15 protein-coding genes are annotated in these 18,584 nt (G+C 37.5%); 11 read left to right on the top strand and 4 right to left on the bottom strand.

All coding sequences use genetic code 11. The features are described from left to right. Window positions 1-95: 95 nt before the first annotated feature. Window positions 96-2,204: a dipeptidyl-peptidase Dpp5 gene (gene dpp5 / locus ACYIAR_RS15225; RefSeq protein WP_480330838.1), complete on the bottom strand. Its 2,109-nt coding sequence runs from the start codon at window positions 2,202-2,204 to the stop codon at window positions 96-98. A 145-nt stretch (window positions 2,205-2,349) separates the two neighbouring features. On the opposite strand from dpp5, the gene ACYIAR_RS15220 reads away from it, so the two are divergent. From ACYIAR_RS15220 to ACYIAR_RS15175, 10 genes are all read left to right on the top strand, one after another. Next, entirely contained in the window at window positions 2,350-2,838 is a 489-nt protein-coding gene (locus tag ACYIAR_RS15220) for an SPOR domain-containing protein (protein WP_480330836.1), read from the top strand. Between the two features lie 472 nt (window positions 2,839-3,310). Beyond that, a complete protein-coding gene (locus ACYIAR_RS15215; RefSeq protein WP_480330834.1) occupies window positions 3,311-4,669 on the top strand; it encodes a dipeptidase in 1,359 nt (452 codons plus the stop codon). Then, entirely contained in the window at window positions 4,666-5,922 is a 1,257-nt protein-coding gene (locus ACYIAR_RS15210) for an amidohydrolase (protein WP_480330832.1), read from the top strand. Before ACYIAR_RS15215 ends, ACYIAR_RS15210 begins: the two co-directional genes overlap by 4 nt. 3 nt (window positions 5,923-5,925) lie before the next feature. Next, complete coding sequence (locus ACYIAR_RS15205; protein WP_480330830.1) at window positions 5,926-6,747, top strand: purine nucleoside phosphorylase I, inosine and guanosine-specific; 822 nt, start codon at window positions 5,926-5,928, stop codon at window positions 6,745-6,747. Continuing rightward, window positions 6,738-8,648, top strand: coding sequence for an AAA domain-containing protein (locus ACYIAR_RS15200; protein WP_480330828.1), 1,911 nt, complete (start codon window positions 6,738-6,740; stop codon window positions 8,646-8,648). Before ACYIAR_RS15205 ends, ACYIAR_RS15200 begins: the two co-directional genes overlap by 10 nt. Window positions 8,649-8,661: 13 nt before the next feature. Next, on the top strand, window positions 8,662-9,477 hold the full coding sequence (locus ACYIAR_RS15195; RefSeq protein ID WP_480330826.1) for a Cof-type HAD-IIB family hydrolase: 816 nt from the start codon (window positions 8,662-8,664) through the stop codon (window positions 9,475-9,477). 81 nt (window positions 9,478-9,558) lie between these two features. Then, the gene (locus ACYIAR_RS15190; protein ID WP_480330824.1) at window positions 9,559-10,788 is read left to right on the top strand and encodes a Cof-type HAD-IIB family hydrolase; all 1,230 of its coding nucleotides are present in this window, start codon (window positions 9,559-9,561) and stop codon (window positions 10,786-10,788) included. Beyond that, complete coding sequence (locus tag ACYIAR_RS15185; protein WP_480330822.1) at window positions 10,785-11,873, top strand: isochorismate synthase; 1,089 nt, start codon at window positions 10,785-10,787, stop codon at window positions 11,871-11,873. The genes ACYIAR_RS15190 and ACYIAR_RS15185 overlap by 4 nt, the downstream gene beginning before the upstream one ends. Before the next feature lie 440 nt (window positions 11,874-12,313). Continuing rightward, window positions 12,314-12,808: a GtrA family protein gene (locus ACYIAR_RS15180; protein WP_480330820.1), complete on the top strand. Its 495-nt coding sequence runs from the start codon at window positions 12,314-12,316 to the stop codon at window positions 12,806-12,808. Window positions 12,809-13,000: 192 nt separating this feature from the next. Further along, on the top strand, window positions 13,001-13,444 hold the full coding sequence (locus tag ACYIAR_RS15175; protein WP_480330818.1) for a MarR family winged helix-turn-helix transcriptional regulator: 444 nt from the start codon (window positions 13,001-13,003) through the stop codon (window positions 13,442-13,444). Between the two features lie 151 nt (window positions 13,445-13,595). On the opposite strand, the gene ACYIAR_RS15170 is transcribed toward ACYIAR_RS15175, so the two are convergent. The 3 genes from ACYIAR_RS15170 to ACYIAR_RS15160 all read right to left on the bottom strand — a co-directional run bounded on the left by ACYIAR_RS15170 (window position 13,596) and on the right by ACYIAR_RS15160 (window position 15,845). After that, window positions 13,596-13,976 (bottom strand): RidA family protein, encoded by a 381-nt coding sequence (locus tag ACYIAR_RS15170; RefSeq protein WP_480330816.1) that lies wholly within the window; start codon window positions 13,974-13,976, stop codon window positions 13,596-13,598. Between the two features lie 84 nt (window positions 13,977-14,060). Next, window positions 14,061-14,804 (bottom strand): 23S rRNA (guanosine(2251)-2'-O)-methyltransferase RlmB, encoded by a 744-nt coding sequence (gene rlmB, locus ACYIAR_RS15165; protein WP_480330814.1) that lies wholly within the window; start codon window positions 14,802-14,804, stop codon window positions 14,061-14,063. 228 nt (window positions 14,805-15,032) lie between these two features. After that, entirely contained in the window at window positions 15,033-15,845 is an 813-nt protein-coding gene (locus tag ACYIAR_RS15160) for a hypothetical protein (protein ID WP_480330812.1), read from the bottom strand. A gap of 552 nt (window positions 15,846-16,397) precedes the next feature. Here ACYIAR_RS15160 and ACYIAR_RS15155 point away from each other — a divergent pair. After that, window positions 16,398-18,509 (top strand): GDSL-type esterase/lipase family protein, encoded by a 2,112-nt coding sequence (locus tag ACYIAR_RS15155; RefSeq protein ID WP_480330810.1) that lies wholly within the window; start codon window positions 16,398-16,400, stop codon window positions 18,507-18,509. The last annotated feature ends 75 nt before the right edge of the window (window positions 18,510-18,584 follow it).

The raw sequence follows: 18,584 nt of genomic DNA, 5'->3' as shown, positions 1-18,584 counted from the left end.
GATTTTTTTAAAAGTTGACGAGGCTCCAGAAACGAGTTGACAAGACATAATTCCTTGTCAACTTGTTTCCTTGTCAACTCGTCACCTAGCCAAAACTATTTCTTCAACCACTTATCCAACCATTCAAAGAATGTACGCTGCCAAAGAATACTGTTCTGAGGTTTCAACACCCAATGGTTTTCGTCCGGATAGATAAGAAGTTCTGCAGGAACGCCACGAAGAACTGCGGCGTTGAATGCAGCCATTCCCTGGTTTGCAAGTATTCTGTAATCTTTTTCGCCATGGATACAAAGAATCGGAGTGTCCCACTTGTCAACGAAACGATGAGGAGAATTAGCAAATGTACGCTGAGCTGTAGCATTTGACTTATCCCAATATGCTCCGCCCATATCCCAATTAGCGAACCACATTTCTTCTGTTTCAAGATATTGCATTTCCATATTGAAAATACCGTCATGAGCAATAAATGCCTTGAATCTCTTGTCGTGGTGTCCGGCAAGCCAGTAAACAGAGAAACCGCCGAAGCTTGCACCAACGCAACCAAGTCTGTCTTTATCAATAAACGGTTCTTTTGAAATTTCATCGACTGCCGACAAATAATCTTTCATACACTGTCCGCCATAATCACCACTGATAGCCTCGTTCCATTCCTTGCCAAAGCCCGGAAGACCGCGACGGTTAGGAGCTATAACAATATAATCGTGAGCAGCCATAATCTGGAAGTTCCATCTGTAAGACCAGAACTGGCTTACCGGACTTTGCGGTCCGCCCTGACAGAACAATACTGCCGGATATTTCTTTGAAGCATCGAAATGAGGAGGATAAATCACCCATGTAAGCATTTTCTTACCATCAGTTGTAGTAATCCATCTTTCTTCGACTTTACCCATTTCAAGCTTGTCATAAATATGCTTGTTTTCAAATGAAATCTGAGTCTGTTCGCCATCCAGAGAAACAGTGAATATTTCGTCTGCCGCACTCATGGAATGACGCAAGGCAAGAAGTTTATCGTTGCCGAGAAGAGAAACGCCGCTGTAGTCGTGCTGACCTTCTGTAATCTGTTTCACAGTGCAGTTAGCAACATCAGCAGCATAAATCTGAGTTTTAGCATGCCATACACCTGTGAAATAAATAGTTTTTGAATCGTTGCTCCAACAGAAAGCATCCACATTTGAATCAAAATCTTTGCTGACAAATGTTTTCTTTCCACTTTCAAGATCCATAACCATAAGACGGTTCTGATCTGACTCGTATCCGTCGTGTTCCATACTCTGCCAAGCAATAGATTTACCGTCAGGAGAATATTGAGGATTTGTATCGTAGCCCATTATACCTTCGCTCAGGTTACGAGTTTCTTTGGTTTTCAAATCATACTCATATATATCTGAGTTAGTTGAAAGACTATATTCCTTACCAACCTTTTTACGGCTAGTATATGCCACTTTATCCGACGTTGTGTTCCACGCAAGCTGCTCAATGCCACCGAAAGGTTTCATCGGGCTTTCAAAAGGTTCACCTTCCATTATATCCACCGGATTAGAAATCTTCTCTCCATCGAAATCTGCAACGAAAGGATGAGGAGCAGTTGTCACCCATTCATCCCAATGCTTATACATAAGGTCGGTAATTACAAGTCCTGTAGTTTTATCCAAGTCTGGATATTTATCCTTTGTTGATGGAACAGTTTTAACTTGAGAAATGAAAAGAATCTTCTTTTCGTCTGGAGAGAAAGCGAAACCTTCGATATTTCCGTCATAATTTGAGAGCTGCTTGCGTCCTGTTCCGTCCGGATTCATTTCCCAAACCTGGCTGCTACCACTTTCGGAAGAAAGAAATGCTATTTTCGTTCCATTTTTAAACCATACTGTATTACCTTCGGAAAAAGGAGTTTTTGTTATCTGAGTATTTTCAGAACCATCAGCGTTCATAACAAACACTTCTCTGTTTCCTTTATCCTGAGGAACGCTGTAATATCCTACAGTGTAAACCAACTTCTTGGCATCCGGAGAAACACTTACCCCTCCGATACGACCAAATGCCCAAAGAGCTTCCGGAGTCATTCTGCCATCAGTAACATTAATCTCTGAACGGCCGATGAGATCTTTAGTCTCAACAGTCGAATTGGAAGCATCGTTTCCATTACCGGCACACGAGCCTAACAACACGGATGTTGCCATAATCATTGAACCTATAGATTTATTCATATAAAAAATAAAGCTTTAAACTTGAGTTAACCAATTTTGTTTGCGAAATTACTTTTTTCCATCAATAAAATTGCTTGCCAATTCGTATTTTTAATATCTTTGCCCCTATTAAACTTGAAATAGGTTTCAAAAAACATAAAAAATTATGAATAAAATCTGGTTATTTGGAGCTACATTGTGTATGGTGTTAGCTTTTGGTTCTTGTAAGCCAAAACAGAGTGCTTACAAAGCTGCTTACGAACAAGCAAAAGAGAAAGAGACTACTGCTCCTGTGGAGGAAGAAATTTATGACGAAGAAGAGGAAGAAGTTGTTACTCCGGTTTCAAAACCTCGTCCAACAAACACAACTACTCGCTCTGAAAGCATCAGAGTTGCTGCAGGTGAAGATGCAAGCAGACTGAGACGCTACAGTGTTGTTGTAGGTAGCTTCAAGAACAAAACAAATGCATACGCACTTAAAGAACGTATGATTAACGACGGTTACAATGCAGTTCTTGGTGAAAACGAACAGGGTATGTTGAGAGTTATCGTTTCAAGCTATGATAGCAAGATTGATGCAGCTCACAGCCGTGACGAAGTTAAAGCAAAATATGCTCCTAACTTCCAGGATGCTTGGTTGTTGGAAAAGAGATAAATCTCTTAAGTTTCTCAAGTTGCTCAACTTAAAAGTTAACAAGGCTTCAGAGACAAGTTAACATGGTCAAACAGCTTTTAATTTGAACTTTATAATAATTCTTGTCAACTCGTAACTTGACAGTTGAGTTTACGAAACTTGAATATAAATAAATTGGCAACATATACAAAGGGAACTAAAGTCTTTTGGTTATTTAAAATACACCAACAGAGCTTTTGTTCCCTTTTTGCATTTATCAATATTAGTTTATAACTTTGGAGGAAGTTGGAAGTAAAGAAAACACAGAGGCACAAAGTCACAGAGGTAATTATAGAATTATAATCCGGAGTTTCAGTATCTCTGTGTTTAAGGTGACAAGTTAACAAGTTGACAAGTTGACGAGTTGACAAGGTAGTAACTAATATCTTCTTGACTACTTAACTACTTGACTCCTTTACACCTAAAACTAATAAACTCATAAACTTAACATTCTATGTCAGTAAAGAATTATATTGAAAATAACAAAGAGAGATTTCTTGAAGAACTGTTCTCTCTTATTCGTATTCCTTCGATAAGTGCAAAACATGAACACAAGGCAGATATGACAAAGTGTGCCGAAAAGTGGGTTGAATTGCTACTTTCTTCCGGTGCAGACAAAGCAGAAGTGATGCCTACAGAAGGTAATCCTATCGTTTATGGCGAAAAAATAATTGGTGAAGGTAAACCAACAGTTTTGGTTTATGCCCACTATGATGTTATGCCTGCCGAACCTTTGGAATTATGGAAAAGTAATCCTTTCGAACCGGAAATCAGAGACGGGAAAATATATGCACGCGGTGCTGATGACGACAAAGGTCAGGGTATGATTCAGGTAAAAGGATTTGAAACTGCTCTTAATGAAGGTTTGCTGGATTGCAACGTAAAATTCATATTCGAAGGAGAAGAAGAAATCGGTTCTCCTAGCCTGGAAAGTTTCTGCGAGAAACATAAGGAACTGCTCAAGGCTGATATAATTCTGGTTTCGGACACTAGTATGGTAAGTGCAGAAGTTCCTTCACTGACAACAGGACTGAGAGGACTTGCTTATTGGGAAATTGAAGTGACTGGTCCGAACAGAGACCTTCATTCCGGTCATTTCGGTGGTGCAGTTGCCAATCCTATAAATGTTTTGTGTAAACTGATTGCTGACATAACTGACGCTGATGGTCGAATAACTATTCCAGGATTCTATGATGATGTGGAAGAATTGTCGGCTCGTGAACGAGAAATGATTGCAAAAGTTCCTTTCAGCGAAGAAAAATACAAACAAGCTATTGATGTCAATGCACTGTTTGGAGAAAAAGGCTATTCAACATTGGAACGCAACAGCTGTCGTCCGTCATTTGATGTTTGCGGTATCTGGGGCGGATACACTGGCGAAGGAAGCAAAACGGTGTTGCCGTCAAAGGCTTATGCTAAGGTTTCATGCAGACTTGTGCCACATCAGAATCATGAGAAAATATCAAAAATGTTTGAAGAATATATCGCTAATGTAGCTCCTGATTATGTAAAAGTAAAAGTTACTCCTATGCATGGCGGAGAAGGATATGTTTGTCCTATTGACCTTCCGGCATATCAGGCTGCAGAAAAGGCTGTGGAAATTGCATTCGGACAAACACCTCTTGCAGTCCGAAGAGGCGGAAGTATTCCTATTATCTCAACTTTCGAACAGGTTTTGGGTATAAAAACTGTTCTTATGGGATTCGGTCTTGAGCAAAATGCAATTCACTCACCCAATGAAAGTTGCAGGCTGGATATTTTCTACAAAGGTATTGAATCAGTTGCTGAATTTTATCGTATTTTCAAATCATGAATATACTTATAAAAGATGCTCTTTTAGATGGAGCAATAAAAGACATATATATTGAAGGTAAATGGATAAAAAGCATTGGAGAAAATCTGCAGGTAAAAGCTGATAGAGTCATCAATGCTAAAGATAAAGCAATCATTCCAGGATTTATCAACGGACATACGCATTCAGCAATGACATTGTTCCGCGGGTATGCTGATGACATGAAGCTTATGCCTTGGCTGGAAAAGAAAATATGGCCTAATGAGGCAAAAATGACACAGGAAGATATATATTGGGGAACAAAACTCGCTTGTCTGGAAATGATAAAAAGCGGGACTACTACATTTTCCGATATGTATTTTAAGGTTCGTGGCATAGCAAAAGCTGCCGAAGAAATGGGACTTAGAGCTATTCTTTCTGCAGCATGCTTTGACCATTTTGACGCAGAAACTGCCGAAAAAGCAAAAGTAAACTGTAAAAAGGTTTATGAATTCATAACTGAAGAATGTAACGACAGGATTCTTCCGGCATTGGGTCCTCACGCAATATATACAGTTTCAGGTGAATTGCTGAAATGGATAAATAAATTTTCTGAAGAGAATAACATTCCAATTCATATTCATTTGGCTGAGACAGAAGGAGAAGTGAGCAATTCTATCAAACAATTCGGATATTCTCCTGTCAGATATTTGTATCATCTTGGCCTGTTATCTCCAAGATTAATCATTGCTCATGGAATCTATGTGGATAATGATGAAATCAGAATGTTGGCAGACCATGGTGTGAAAGTTATACACAATCCGGCTTCAAATATGAAATTGGCTTCAGGAATGGAATTCAAGTTTCATGAAATGAAAAACGCCGGAATAAAAGTGGGTATTGGTACTGACGGATGTGCTTCATCAAACAATCTGGATATGATTGAAGCTATGAAACTTGCAGCCTTACTTGGCAAGGTTTGGAGAAAAGACCCGGAAGTACTTTCTGCTGCTGAAGTCTTTGATGCAACAACATCAGTCGGAGCTGAAATATTTGGGCTGAAATGTGGAAAAATTGATGTAGGTTATTTGGCTGATTTATCTCTGATAGAGCTAAAATCACCTGTTTTCACTCCGAACTTCAATTTTGTATCAAACCTTGTTTATGCTGCAAACGGGAACAGTGTGGACACAGTTTTGTGCAACGGGCAAATCATTATGGAGAACAGAAAGGTTCCGGGAGAAGAAGAAATAATGGAAAAGACTAGTGAACGTGCGTATAATCTAATGAAATAAAATATGCAAATTAATAAAGATTTATATTCTGAAACGGCAGCCTATCTGGCTGCCTGTATCAAAAATATTCCGGACACAGCAATCATTTTAGGTAGCGGTTTGGGCTCATTAGCTGATGAAATAGAAGATGCAGCAATAATCCCGTACCGTCAGATTCCTAATTTCATGGCATCGACTGCAACGGGTCATAAAGGGAATTTAATACACGGAAGACTTGGAAACAAGAATGTGCTTGCTATGCAAGGACGCTTTCATTATTATGAAGGTTATGCAATGGAACAGGTTACTTTCCCTATAAGAGTAATGAAATTACTGGGAATAAAGAATCTGTTGGTTTCAAATGCTGCCGGCGGTATAAATACATCTTTCAAGATTGGGGATTTGATGATAATTCGTGATCATATAAACATGATGCCTAATCCATTAATCGGACCAAACAATGAAAAGTTCGGACCAAGATTTCCGGATATGACTCGTGCTTATGACCGCGAATTTATTGCTAAGGCTAAAGAAATAGCTAATAAGCATGATATTGTTGTTAAGGAAGGCGTATATGTAGGTCTTACTGGTCCTTCATATGAAACTCCTGCTGAATATGCTTTCTACGGAAAAGCTGGTGGAGATGCCATTGGTATGAGTACCGTTCCGGAAGTAATTGTGGCTCGCCACGCAGGTATCAGAGTTTTCGGTATGTCCGTAATAACTAACGAAGGATATCATTTTGCTGACGACTTTGTAAATGATGCCAACGATGTTATCATACAGGCAGACAAGGCTGCAAAACGAATGACAACGATATTCAAAGATTTGGTTTCATGTATCTAAATTCAATTTCTCCATTTGCTCATCTTCAGACACAATATGATCTTCTCCAAAAAGAATACTTGTTTGAGAAGGAACAATACAAGGAACAAGCCGAACAGGCTGGACTTCTGCACAGAATAAAACAAGGACTTTGCTGGTATCCGATAAGACTTGGACGAAGCTATTACAACTCTTTGAACCAACTGGTTGTAGAAATTGAGCGCACACAGGAAAAAGAAATAGAGCATGTATTCGAACATGGACGGCCTGTATGTTTTTTCACGATGAAAACAGGACAGAAGCTGAACTATTTCAATTTCAGCGCAAATATCAGTTATGTTGAAGGCGACGTAATGATTGTTTCTGTCCCTTCCCAACAGTCATTGGCAGAACTGCAGATGTCCACATCAGAAATAGGTGTTCAGCTCTATTTCGATGAGACAAGTTATAAAACTATGTTTGCTGCCATGAAAGAAGTTATGTCGGCAAAGAATAATATAACAGCTCATTTGCGTGATGTTATGCTTGGTTCGGAGAAAGCTGAGGAAAGGAAAATATTTCCGGTAAGATTCCCTTGGCTTAACAGTTCGCAAGACTGCGCAGTAAACAAAGTCCTCGCCGCTAAAGATGTAAGTATTGTTCATGGCCCGCCAGGGACAGGAAAGACAACAACCCTGGTTGAAGCTATATATGAAACTTTACACAGGGAAAATCAGGTTTTGGTATGCGCACAAAGTAATACTGCTGTAGATTGGATAGCAGAAAAACTTACAGACAGAGGTGTTCCGGTTTTGAGAATTGGCAATCCTACTAGAGTAAATGATAAAATGCTATCATTCACATATGAAAGGAAATTCGAATCTCATCCAGATTATGCAGAATTGTGGAGCATACGAAAAACGATAAGGGAAATACAATCATCGCTACGCAAAAAAAGCAGAAGCGAAAAAGATACAGACAGAAACAGGTTATCCAGGTTAAGATACAGAGCAACTGAACTTGAAATGAGCATTGAAGCTAGCCTGTTTGACGAAGCAAGAGTTATTGCCTGCACATTAGTAGGTTCGGCAAATAAAATTCTAACAGGAAAAAGATTCAGTACCCTGTTTATTGACGAGGCTGCTCAGGCTCTTGAGGCAGCATGTTGGATTGCAATAAACAAATCAGACAGAGTTGTTCTTGCGGGCGACCATAAACAGCTCCCTCCTACTGTAAAATGTATTGAAGCAGCTAAAGGCGGATTAGACAAAACTTTGATGGAATATGTTGCAGACCGTAAACCTGAAGTTGTTTCTTTGTTGAAAATCCAATATAGAATGAATAACGACATTATGGGATTTTCATCACAATGGTTCTATAACGGTGAACTGTTTTCTGCACCGGAAGTCTGCAATCGTGGCATTCTTGATTGGGACACGCCTTTAGTATGGACTGATACTGCAGGATATGATATTGAAGGAGAAGACTTAACCGACAGTTTAAGCCGTATAAACCGAAAAGAAGCAGAACTACTGGTTCTGCAACTACAGGTTTATATGGAAAATATCGGAAAAGAAAGAATCCTGGAAGAGAACATTGACTTTGGAATTATCTCTCCATATAAAGCTCAAGTTTATTATCTGCGAGGTCTGATAAAAAGAAATCCTTTCTTCCGCCCGTTCCGAAAACTTATAACAATTCATACAGTAGATGGTTTTCAGGGACAGGAAAGAGATGTAATAATGATAAGCCTTGTAAGAGCAAATGAAGATGGCAATATTGGTTTTCTTAAAGATTTGAGAAGAATGAATGTTGCTATCACAAGAGCAAGAATGAAGCTTATAATTATAGGTGATTCTGAGACATTATCAAAACATAATTTCTATAGAAAGCTTTATCATTATATTGGGGAGAAAGGAAAAGTTATAAAAATAAAAGAATAGGATATTATAAAATATGAATTCAAAGCTCTTAATTTTAGATCTTGACGGAACTCTGACAAATAGTAAAAAAGAAATAACTCCATTTACTAAAGAAGTTCTGCTTAATGCACAGAGAAAAGGTTTACGTATTGCGTTGGCATCAGGCAGACCAACTTATGGTATAATCCCTTTAGCAGAAGAGTTGGAAATGCAAAAATATCATGGTTATATTCTGGCCTTTAATGGAGGAAGAGTAATAGAATATGGTACTAACACTATTATGTTTGAGCAAGCTCTTCCAAATGAAGTTCTACCGATATTATACAACAGAACTAAAGAAGCTGCTGTTTCCATATTATCATATAACGGACCTAAAATTATTACAGAAAACATTAATGATAAATATGTCCAATATGAATCATTCCTTAATAAAATGGAATTGCAGGAAACAGACAATTTCCTTAGAGATTTAGAATTGCCAGCAGACAAATGTCTGGCTGTTGCTGAACCGGAATTACTAATTCCACTTGCAGAAAAACTAAAAGAAGAAATCGGTGACAAAATAAACATATTCCGTTCCGAAGCATTTTTTTTAGAACTTGTTCCTAAAGGAATTGACAAAGCGGCTTCTATATCTAATCTAATAAATAAAATAGGAATTAAGCAAGAAAATACTATTGCTATTGGAGATGGGTTCAATGACTTGACAATGATTAAATTTGCAGGACTTGGTGTAGCTATGGCTAATGCGCAAGAAGCTGTTAAAGCGGAAGCAGATATTATAACAGAACATACAAACGACGAAGACGGTGTTGCTCATTTTGTCAATGCTCTATTGAAAAAAGGATAAACGCCAAAACTTATGAACTTAAATATTCGACTTTGTCAAAAGTGTTTCTTATATTTGTAGATAATCGAAAATTGACAGGTTATGAAGTATAAGTTATTAGTTCTTGATGTTGACGGAACTCTTTTGAATGAAGCAAAAGAAGTTTCTCCCCATAATATTGCAGCTGTGCGCAAAGCTCAGCAGATGGGAATACAAATTGTATTGGCTTCGGGAAGACCAACAAGCGGCATCTTACCAATTGCCAATAAATTGGAGCTTAATCACTACGGCGGTTACGTGATTTCATATAACGGTGCGCAAATCATAAATATGCAAACAGGAGATGTTATTTTCGAGAAAAGGCTCGAAAATGATTTATTGGCATATTTGGATAAAAAGGCGAAAAGAAATGATTTTGCAATCTTCACTTACAAAGGTAACAAGTTGTTTACCGAACAAGCAGATAATGAGCACATCATAAGTGAAGCAAAGATTAATAATCTTGAAGTTGTCAAAATAAATGATTTTGCGAATATAGAATTCCGTCCTTCAAAATGTGTATTAACCAGCGACAATACTGAAGAACTTGTATCATTGGAGAATCACTGGAAAAAGCGTCTTGCCGGTATGGCTGATGTTTTCCGCTCTGAAGATTATTTTCTTGAAGTTGTTCCACCTACAGTTGACAAAGGAAACACCTTGGCTCTATTGATTCAAGAATTAAAACTATCAACTGATGAGGTTGTTGCTATAGGTGACGGAGTTGCTGATGTCAGTATGCTACAACTTGCAGGAACAAGTATAGCAATGGGCAATGCACGAGATTCTGTAAAAGCCTGTGCTGATTTTATCACACTAAGCAACGAAGAGAATGGTGTTGCTGCTGCTATAGAAAAGGCTTTACTAACGAGCATCAAACCTACTGAAATACCTTTGGAACAACTTAATGCCAGAGGCAAACATGCTCTTATGGGAAACCTTGGTATACAATATACTTATGTATCAGATAACAGAGTTGAAGCGACAATGCCTGTTGACGAGAGAACAAGACAACCATTCGGTATTTTGCATGGTGGAGCAACTCTGGCACTCGCAGAAACCGTTGCTGGCTTAGGTTCAATGTTAATAGCAAATCCTGACGAAATGGTTGTCGGTATGCAAGTAAGCGGAAACCATATGTCTTCAGCTCATGAAGGAGATACAGTAAGAGCTGTTGGTTCTATTATACATAAAGGTCGCTCTTCTCATGTTTGGGATGTGAACATATATACTTCAACAGACAAACTGGTTTCATCAGTTCGTGTAGTAAACAGCATTTTAAAGAAGAAATGACTAAAACAAATTTAAACACAAAGATTGATAGTCTTATTAATCAAAAGAAGTCTTTTGCTCTGTGGAGAATTCCCGGTGAAACATGTATTCATTACGCAATACAAACAAAAGAATCATCTTCTTTACTTTACGATATAGAATCTTTAAATGGACGGAGCGGTTTTGTCATCGCTCCGTTCAATATTTCTGATGCCCACCCGATTGTATTAATTTCTCCTGAAGACACTGGTTACATAGAAATAGAAGAAATTTCTGACAATTGTGATTTGCATAGCAATCCTTCCGGTTATTCTTTTGTATCAGAAGAGAAAGACATATCAGATTATAAGTTGAAATTCAACAATTTCCTGCAAGAGCTTGTTTCAAATAAACAAGAGAAACTAGTCTTGTCCAGAAAAAAAACAGTACAAAGGCGAGGAAATGTTTCTATTACAACAGCTTTTCTTAGAGCCATAAAAAGATACATATATTCATATGTATACATTTGTTATACTCCGCAAACTGGTATTTGGATGGGTAGCACTCCTGAAATATTACTTGCCGGAAGTAAAAACAAATGGCAGACAGTTGCTCTTGCCGGTACACAAAGGCTTAAAGATGGAAAACTTCCAGAAACATGGGATGAAAAAAACATTCGGGAACAAGCCTTAGTTGCAACATATATCAGACAGAAGTTATTATCGTTAAACATTCTTACGGAAAGCAAAGGTCCGTTTCCTGTCAAAGCCGGTGAATTATCTCATCTTAAAACGGAATTCATATTTAATCTTTACGATGAGAATATAATAGGTAAAGTTCTTAAAGTACTTCACCCCACTCCTGCTGTTTGTGGTCTTCCTAAAGAAACTGCTTATGAATTTATTCTTAAGGAAGAAGGATATGACAGAAGTTATTATTCCGGATTTATCGGTATGCTAAAACCGGGCGGACAGAGTGATTTATATGTGAATCTCCGCTGTATGAATATAAGTCCAGACAAATTCACATTCTATGCCGGAGGCGGATTATTACCGTCATCTTCACTGGAGGATGAATGGAACGAAACAGAAGACAAAATGATGACAATGGAACGTCTGTTTCTTTAATATCTATAATCTGATTTGATAAATATTGCCAATTTTTCAAATTGGTTCTAAAATGACAAAAATTCAATGTTTAAGATATATTTAATTGATAACAGTCTGTAGAAAATAAATTTTGTCTATATTTGTACCGTCTTACTATGATTATTTTGTATTTAAATAATTAGAGAGACTTATAAAAAATAAATATATAATTAAGGAGTTGTAAATTGAGATAGTTAATCCCAATTCTCAACTCTTTATTTTTGAGGAATACAAAAACAATGAAAAACCTTCTTGAGTATAACAAGAAAGAAATTTCATTTATAAGGATATAAGCTTTAGCTTTTACCAAATAATACTTTCTAATATTTTAAGAAGTAATATTATCCGGAAAAAGTTTTTGTGATGATGACAGACTATTGTTATGTCTTTTTTAAGTTTGATTTTATAACAGTTGCTTAATGACCGATAAAATAAAATGGACAAAAAGAGGTTTGATAACCTTTATGAAAGCTCAATTTGCTTCACAAATTTCAAGTTTGGTTGATTTTAGCACAACAATTATATTAGCAAATATCTTTAGTGTATATTATGTTGTAGCTACTTTCAGCGGTGCAATTTGTGGTGGTATTGTCAACTGTATAATCAACTATAAATGGACTTTCAAGGATGGCGGATGCCGTATGGAATTCGTTTTCATCAAATACACATTGGTATGGATAGGAAGTATTTTCCTAAATACCTATGGAACCTATCTTCTTACTGAAACTATTACAGCTAATGCTTGGGTACAAGAAACTTTATCAGGCTTTTTTGATAACCTTTTCATTGTTTGTAAAATGTTTGTTTCGTTAATGGTAGGCTTTTTTTGGAATTATAATTTACAAAGAAGCTTTGTTTACAAAGATAGGAATATCAAAGGCATAATAAAGAAAAGAAAGGAAAAACTAACGTAACAATAATTATGGAATTCACGATAAATCACTATTTTTGTATTTATACAGTAAACGCCTTATAAATGCATCAAATACCCATATATTTAGTTTAATAATATTACTTTATATACCATAAAAACATCATATTCTTTATTTTTATTCTAAATAAACATATCTTTGCATTAGGGTAAAGAAAAATGAATATCATACATTATGCAAAACGGAAAAGAAGCAAGAGAATGTGTGTTGCAAATAATACACACAAGGATGGCTTTTAAGAAAGCCATGCAACGTGTTCTGAAAAAACACAATACAGGCATTACTTTTGAAATGTTTCAAATATTAAGCTGCCTATGGCAAGAACAAGGTATCAGCCAACAAACTTTGGCAGAAAGAACCGCAAAAGACAAAGCAAGCCTGACTAGTCTGATGACCAATATGGAAAAACGCGGTTTCGTGAGACGTGAAGAGAGTAAAGTCGACCGAAGAAACAATTGTGTTTATCTTACGGAACTTGGAGTGGATTTACAACAAAAGATAAATCCAGCTATTTATGAACTGTATTCTTACATTGAAAAAGAAATCGGATTGAGCACTATTAAGAAAAGTAATGCTGACTTAAAACGCCTACATTCAATCCTTGAAGATTTTGAATAATGGTATTCAGTCCGAGATGAGGCAAGAAAATCAGCCAACCAATACATCTGAATGTAATTGATTGGCTGATTGTTTGTTTAAATTCCCTTATAACTACCAACTTTAGATACAAGACTGGCAAGGAATTTTATCTGAAAGTAAATGTAAATCATTAATCATTTACAGCAATAACTTCAACTTCCACCAAACCATTCTTTGGCAAAGTTTTCACTGCAACTGCTGAACGTGCAGGGAAATCACCGTTGAACTGTGAAGCATAAACTTCGTTCATAGCAGCGAAATCAGCCATATCAGCCAAGAATACTGTTGTCTTAACCACATTGTCAATTGTCATTCCAGCTTCAGCCAAAATAGCTTTTACGTTACGGAATGCCTGTTCTGTCTGTTCTTTGATTCCGCCTTCAGCAAAATCTCCTGTTTCAGGATTCAATCCTAACTGTCCTGAAGCGAACAACATATTACCAACTTTTACAGCCTGATTATAAGGGCCGATAGCTGCAGGAGCATTTTTAGTAGCAATTATCTTTTTCATAAGATTTATATAATTTGAGTTTTCTATAAATAAACCGGTTGGCCGGGAAAAATATTCCAACCAACCGTATTTCTTTCCTTTCTATTAACTATTCAACATTCTCTGGCGAACCACTTCGTAAACAAGAATTGACGAAGCTACCGAAACATTAAGCGAACCGATTGTTCCAAACTGAGGAATCTTAACCATCGCATCGCATATGCGAAGATTGTCCATCGACACTCCCGTATCTTCCGCACCCATAACAATGGCAACAGGACCATCATATTTGATGTTGGTATAATTTTCCGCAGCCTTCTCGCTCGCAGCATAAACTTTAACTCCGCTCTGCTGCAAGAAACGGATTGCCTGATTGATGCTTCTTTCCTTACAAACAGGTAAAACATGCAATGCTCCTGCCGAAGTTTTTACTGCATCAGCATTCACAGTTACGCTTCCCTTAGCCGGAATAACAATAGCATCCACACCGGCACACTCACAAGTTCTGGCAATGGCGCCGAAATTACGGACATCAGTAACACCATCTAAAAGGACAATGAACGGATCCTTTCCCTGTTCATACACGAAAGGTATGATATCTTCCAGTTTCTGATATGTAACAGCAGATACGAAAGCTATTACTCCTTGATGGTTCTTACGTGTATAACGGTCCAGTCTTTCCTGAGGAACTCTCTGAACAGGAATCTCTGTTCCTTTCAAAACTTCAAACAGTTCCTTTACCAATTCTCCTTGCAATTCGCGCTTGACAAGGATTTTATCCACTTCCTTCCCTGCCTGTATTGCTTCAATAACGGCACGAATGCCAAAAATCATTTCGTTTTCCTTCATCTGTCTATTAAAGATTGATGTTATCTTTTTATTCGTTTAAAATCCTAAAGTTAAGCTTTAAAGAAGTTAAGAAGTCAAGTAGAAATATCTTTTTTACCTGAAGTCTTGTCAACTTGTCAACTAAAAAACCTCTGTAACTCTATGAACTCTGTTTTTAAAAAACATTGTCAATTTTGCGAAACCTCAGTTATTTCAATACAAAGATACTACAAAAAAACAATATTTAAACTACCTTGACGAACGTCCTCCCTTATTTTCCTTATTGTTAGAACTTCTCTTAGCAGGAGCTTCAGTTTTCACTTTGTCATTTCTTTTACTACTGCTGCTATAACTTGAACGTCCGTTGACTGTAGTTTCCGTTCTTCCTCCGGCAGAATGGCTTCCTACTTGCGTACGGCCCGGATTCCTGTCATCTCTGCTGCTGTAATGATTCTTATCCTTCGGTCTGTTTGCAGGAGGCAATGGCTTGCCTGGCTTATGGGCATTATGCGGCGGACGGACTTCCGGACGCGGCTGAGGACGCGGAACATTATGCGGCGGCTGCCACAGATTAATATCAAAGTGAGAATGCCAATGACCATCCACATAATCCCAACGGCAATCCCAATATGAATCTTCCCATCTGTAGCAATCATATGAAGGATGCCAATCCGGATGATGAGGATTCATATACCAGCCTCTGTAGTCATGTATGCGTATTGGTCTTGTTCGTGCAAGTCTTATGAACTGTCTGAACTGGGCAGGACTCATCAATCTCTGCAATTCTCTGTCGCGCTGCATTCTGTATTTATATATTCTCTCAGCAGAGCGGTCCCAGTAATAATAATCCCTCAGAGCCTCTTTTTCTATTTTCTTTCCATATTTATGGATAATCTTCTGATACTCTATTTGTGCCCTAGGCGACAAATGCAAGGAACTGCACATCCATGCACATTCCCGACAGTCATGTTTTCCCCACTCAAAATGTACCCAAATCTGCGAAAACGCCTGAAAACAAGTTGTCAAAACAAAAATCAATGATATAATTATTCCTCTTTTCATACTCTTTCCTCCTCTTTTGTGGTGGCTAATATATAAATGAAAACAATATTTACGGCATTATTTCCTGCTTTGCACGCAGTATTTCTTGTTTTTTAAGAACATCAAAAAGTAAATCTTAAATTTCATTTTTATTTCACAGTGTCATTAAACCTTTTGAAAAAGGTCTAATTATAACATTACATATTGCTTATTTAATCTTAAAACTAAAGCTTAGTTTTTACAATCTAAAACCTAGTTTATAAAAACTAAAACTAAGTTTTTGTAAACTAAGTCTTAGTTTTAAGAATAAATCACTATCTATAAAGTTTTCGGCTTATTTTTAGAAGAATAAAACGGAATATATAAACAAACAATATTATATATTTGCTATGTTAAACTTAATATCAAGTTTCGTATGCTTAACTTTCAGTTAATAAGTTAACAAGAAAACAAGTTGACAAGAGTTTCTTGATAATTACTTTTTAATGAACGTATTTATTCTTGTCAACTTGCATCTGAAACCTTGTCAACTTTTAAGTTGAGCAATATGCGAAACTAAAAAAAATCAATATTATGAAGCAGACTGTCTTAAAATTATTTTTAATCGTTCTTTTTCTACCGACATTCTTTTCACAAGGTAAAACCATAAGAGTTGCCTGCGTCGGTAACAGTATCACCTATGGAGCAGGAATCGCAAACAGAGACAAAAACAGCTATCCGGCACAATTACAGTATTATTTAGGTGAAGGATATGAAGTGAAGAATTTCGGAGTTTCGGCAACAACTCTTCTGTCCAAAGGTGATTATCCTTATATCACAACTAAAGAATACAAAGAATCAAAGTCATTCAATCCGGATATTGTTCTTATTAAACTAGGAACAAACGATTCAAAACCTCAAAACTGGAAGTTCAAAGATAATTTCAAGGAAAACTATAATTCTCTTATTGAATCATATCGCAATCTTCCATCTAAGCCAAGAATAATAATATTGACTCCGGTAAGATGTTTTCTCGCTCCGGAGAGTAATATAAAAGCGGAACTTATCTCGAAAGATATCAGGCAGATGGTTGAAGATGTGGCATGGGAAAACAAGCTGGACATCATCAATCTTTTCAATATTTTTGGCGACAAATGGGACGAAGCTCTTCTTCCGGACAAATTGCATCCTTCGTCAATCGGTGCAGGAATAATGGCTAAAAAGATAAGCAGCTATCTGCTGTCAATAAATTCAAATCAAAAGGCAGATACAAACATCGATGGAAAGCCTTTCAATTTCCATGGTCACCAAGGTTATGATTTCACAGTTGACGGCATTAACTGCAAAATTGTTGTACCGAAGAATGAGGCAAAAGGAAAACCGTGGGTTTTGCGTGCAAGATTCTGGGGACACGAGCCGCAGACCGATATTGATTTGCTGGAGAAAGGTTTTCACATAGCATATTGTGACGTGGCTGATTTGTATGGCTCGGACAAAGCTGTTAAACGGTGGAATTCCTTTTATAAATATATGACCAAATTAGGATTCAACAAAAAGGTTGTTCTTGAAGGAATGAGCCGAGGAGGATTAATTGTGTATAATTGGGCAGCCCGCAATCCTGAGAAAGTGGCATGCATATATGCTGATGCTCCGGTGATGGACATCAAAAGCTGGCCTATGGGAAAAGGAAAATCAGAAGGTTCGGCAGCAGACACAAAGCTGATGATGGGAGCTTACGGATTCAGCAATACGGACGAGGCTATTAAATGGGAAAAGAACCCTTTGAACCACGCATCGATAATGGCAAAGCATAATATCCCAATCATTCACGTTGTGGGCGATATTGACGAGACTGTTCCGGTTGATGAAAACACAGAGATTTTTGTTGATGAAATGAAGAAATATGGGAAAGATATTCTGGTGATTCACAAACCAAACGTAGGACATCACCCACATTCGCTCAGCAATCCGGAACCTATTGTTGATTTCATTCTCAACTCGATGAATATGTATATCAATTACTGCACTATAGCTGTTCCTGGAAATGAATTCCGTTCTGCAGCCGGATGGGCAGAAGATTCGGAATGGCATTCCGTATCACAGGATATTGAAAACAGTCTGGAGAACAGAAAACTTGATTTGCTTCTGCTCGGAAATTCCATAACTCAAGGTTGGGGCGGAAATCGCAAGGCTGTCACATATAAACCTGGGAAAGCTGCAATGGATAAGATGTTTGGAGAAAACCGCTGGGAAACTGCAGGAATATCCGGCGACAGAACTCAGAATTTGCTTTGGAGAATAAGACATTGCAACTATAACAGATGCCAGCCAAAGGTTGTTGTGATTGCTATTGGCATAAACAATCTTGTATCCGGACAGAACTCAGCCGAAGACACAGCCGAAGGAATCATTGCCGTAAGTAAAGAGGCTGTCAGCCAATTCCCGGACTCTCGCATAATTCTTTTGGGATTGTTTCCTTCTGGAAAAGAAAAGGACAGCGAAGTGAGGAAGAAATGCGACAAAATACATTCAATATTAGGCGAAACACCTGTTGACGGTGTGGAATATATAAATCCTAGCCAGTGGTTCCTTGATAAGGACGGAAAGATTGATGACGCATTTTACAGCAAAGATTATATTCATTTCACGGACAAAGGCTATCAGTTAGTAGCTGAAAAATTGAGAGATATAATTCAAGGTTCATAATTTTTATCATACATTTGCATTCGATTTTACAAGATATTTCCAAGGAGTTGTCAGTCGGATGGCTTCTTGGAATTT

It is taken from the genome of Parabacteroides sp. KHUB-01 (assembly GCF_056640935.1).
Note: the sequence above shows the minus strand (reverse complement) of the source record. Positions and strands in the feature narration are given on the sequence as shown.

Coding starts and splice junctions, on each gene's coding strand:
- ACYIAR_RS15185 (WP_480330822.1), top strand. CDS start 10,785: ATGACTAAAACAAATTTAAACACAAAGATTGATAGTCTTATTAATCAA.
- ACYIAR_RS15195 (WP_480330826.1), top strand. CDS start 8,662: ATGAATTCAAAGCTCTTAATTTTAGATCTTGACGGAACTCTGACAAAT.
- ACYIAR_RS15190 (WP_480330824.1), top strand. CDS start 9,559: ATGAAGTATAAGTTATTAGTTCTTGATGTTGACGGAACTCTTTTGAAT.
- ACYIAR_RS15205 (WP_480330830.1), top strand. CDS start 5,926: ATGCAAATTAATAAAGATTTATATTCTGAAACGGCAGCCTATCTGGCT.
- ACYIAR_RS15220 (WP_480330836.1), top strand. CDS start 2,350: ATGAATAAAATCTGGTTATTTGGAGCTACATTGTGTATGGTGTTAGCT.
- ACYIAR_RS15155 (WP_480330810.1), top strand. CDS start 16,398: ATGAAGCAGACTGTCTTAAAATTATTTTTAATCGTTCTTTTTCTACCG.
- ACYIAR_RS15180 (WP_480330820.1), top strand. CDS start 12,314: ATGACCGATAAAATAAAATGGACAAAAAGAGGTTTGATAACCTTTATG.
- ACYIAR_RS15175 (WP_480330818.1), top strand. CDS start 13,001: ATGCAAAACGGAAAAGAAGCAAGAGAATGTGTGTTGCAAATAATACAC.
- ACYIAR_RS15210 (WP_480330832.1), top strand. CDS start 4,666: ATGAATATACTTATAAAAGATGCTCTTTTAGATGGAGCAATAAAAGAC.
- ACYIAR_RS15200 (WP_480330828.1), top strand. CDS start 6,738: ATGTATCTAAATTCAATTTCTCCATTTGCTCATCTTCAGACACAATAT.
- dpp5 (WP_480330838.1), bottom strand. CDS start 2,204: ATGAATAAATCTATAGGTTCAATGATTATGGCAACATCCGTGTTGTTA.
- ACYIAR_RS15160 (WP_480330812.1), bottom strand. CDS start 15,845: ATGAAAAGAGGAATAATTATATCATTGATTTTTGTTTTGACAACTTGT.
- ACYIAR_RS15215 (WP_480330834.1), top strand. CDS start 3,311: ATGTCAGTAAAGAATTATATTGAAAATAACAAAGAGAGATTTCTTGAA.
- rlmB (WP_480330814.1), bottom strand. CDS start 14,804: ATGAAGGAAAACGAAATGATTTTTGGCATTCGTGCCGTTATTGAAGCA.
- ACYIAR_RS15170 (WP_480330816.1), bottom strand. CDS start 13,976: ATGAAAAAGATAATTGCTACTAAAAATGCTCCTGCAGCTATCGGCCCT.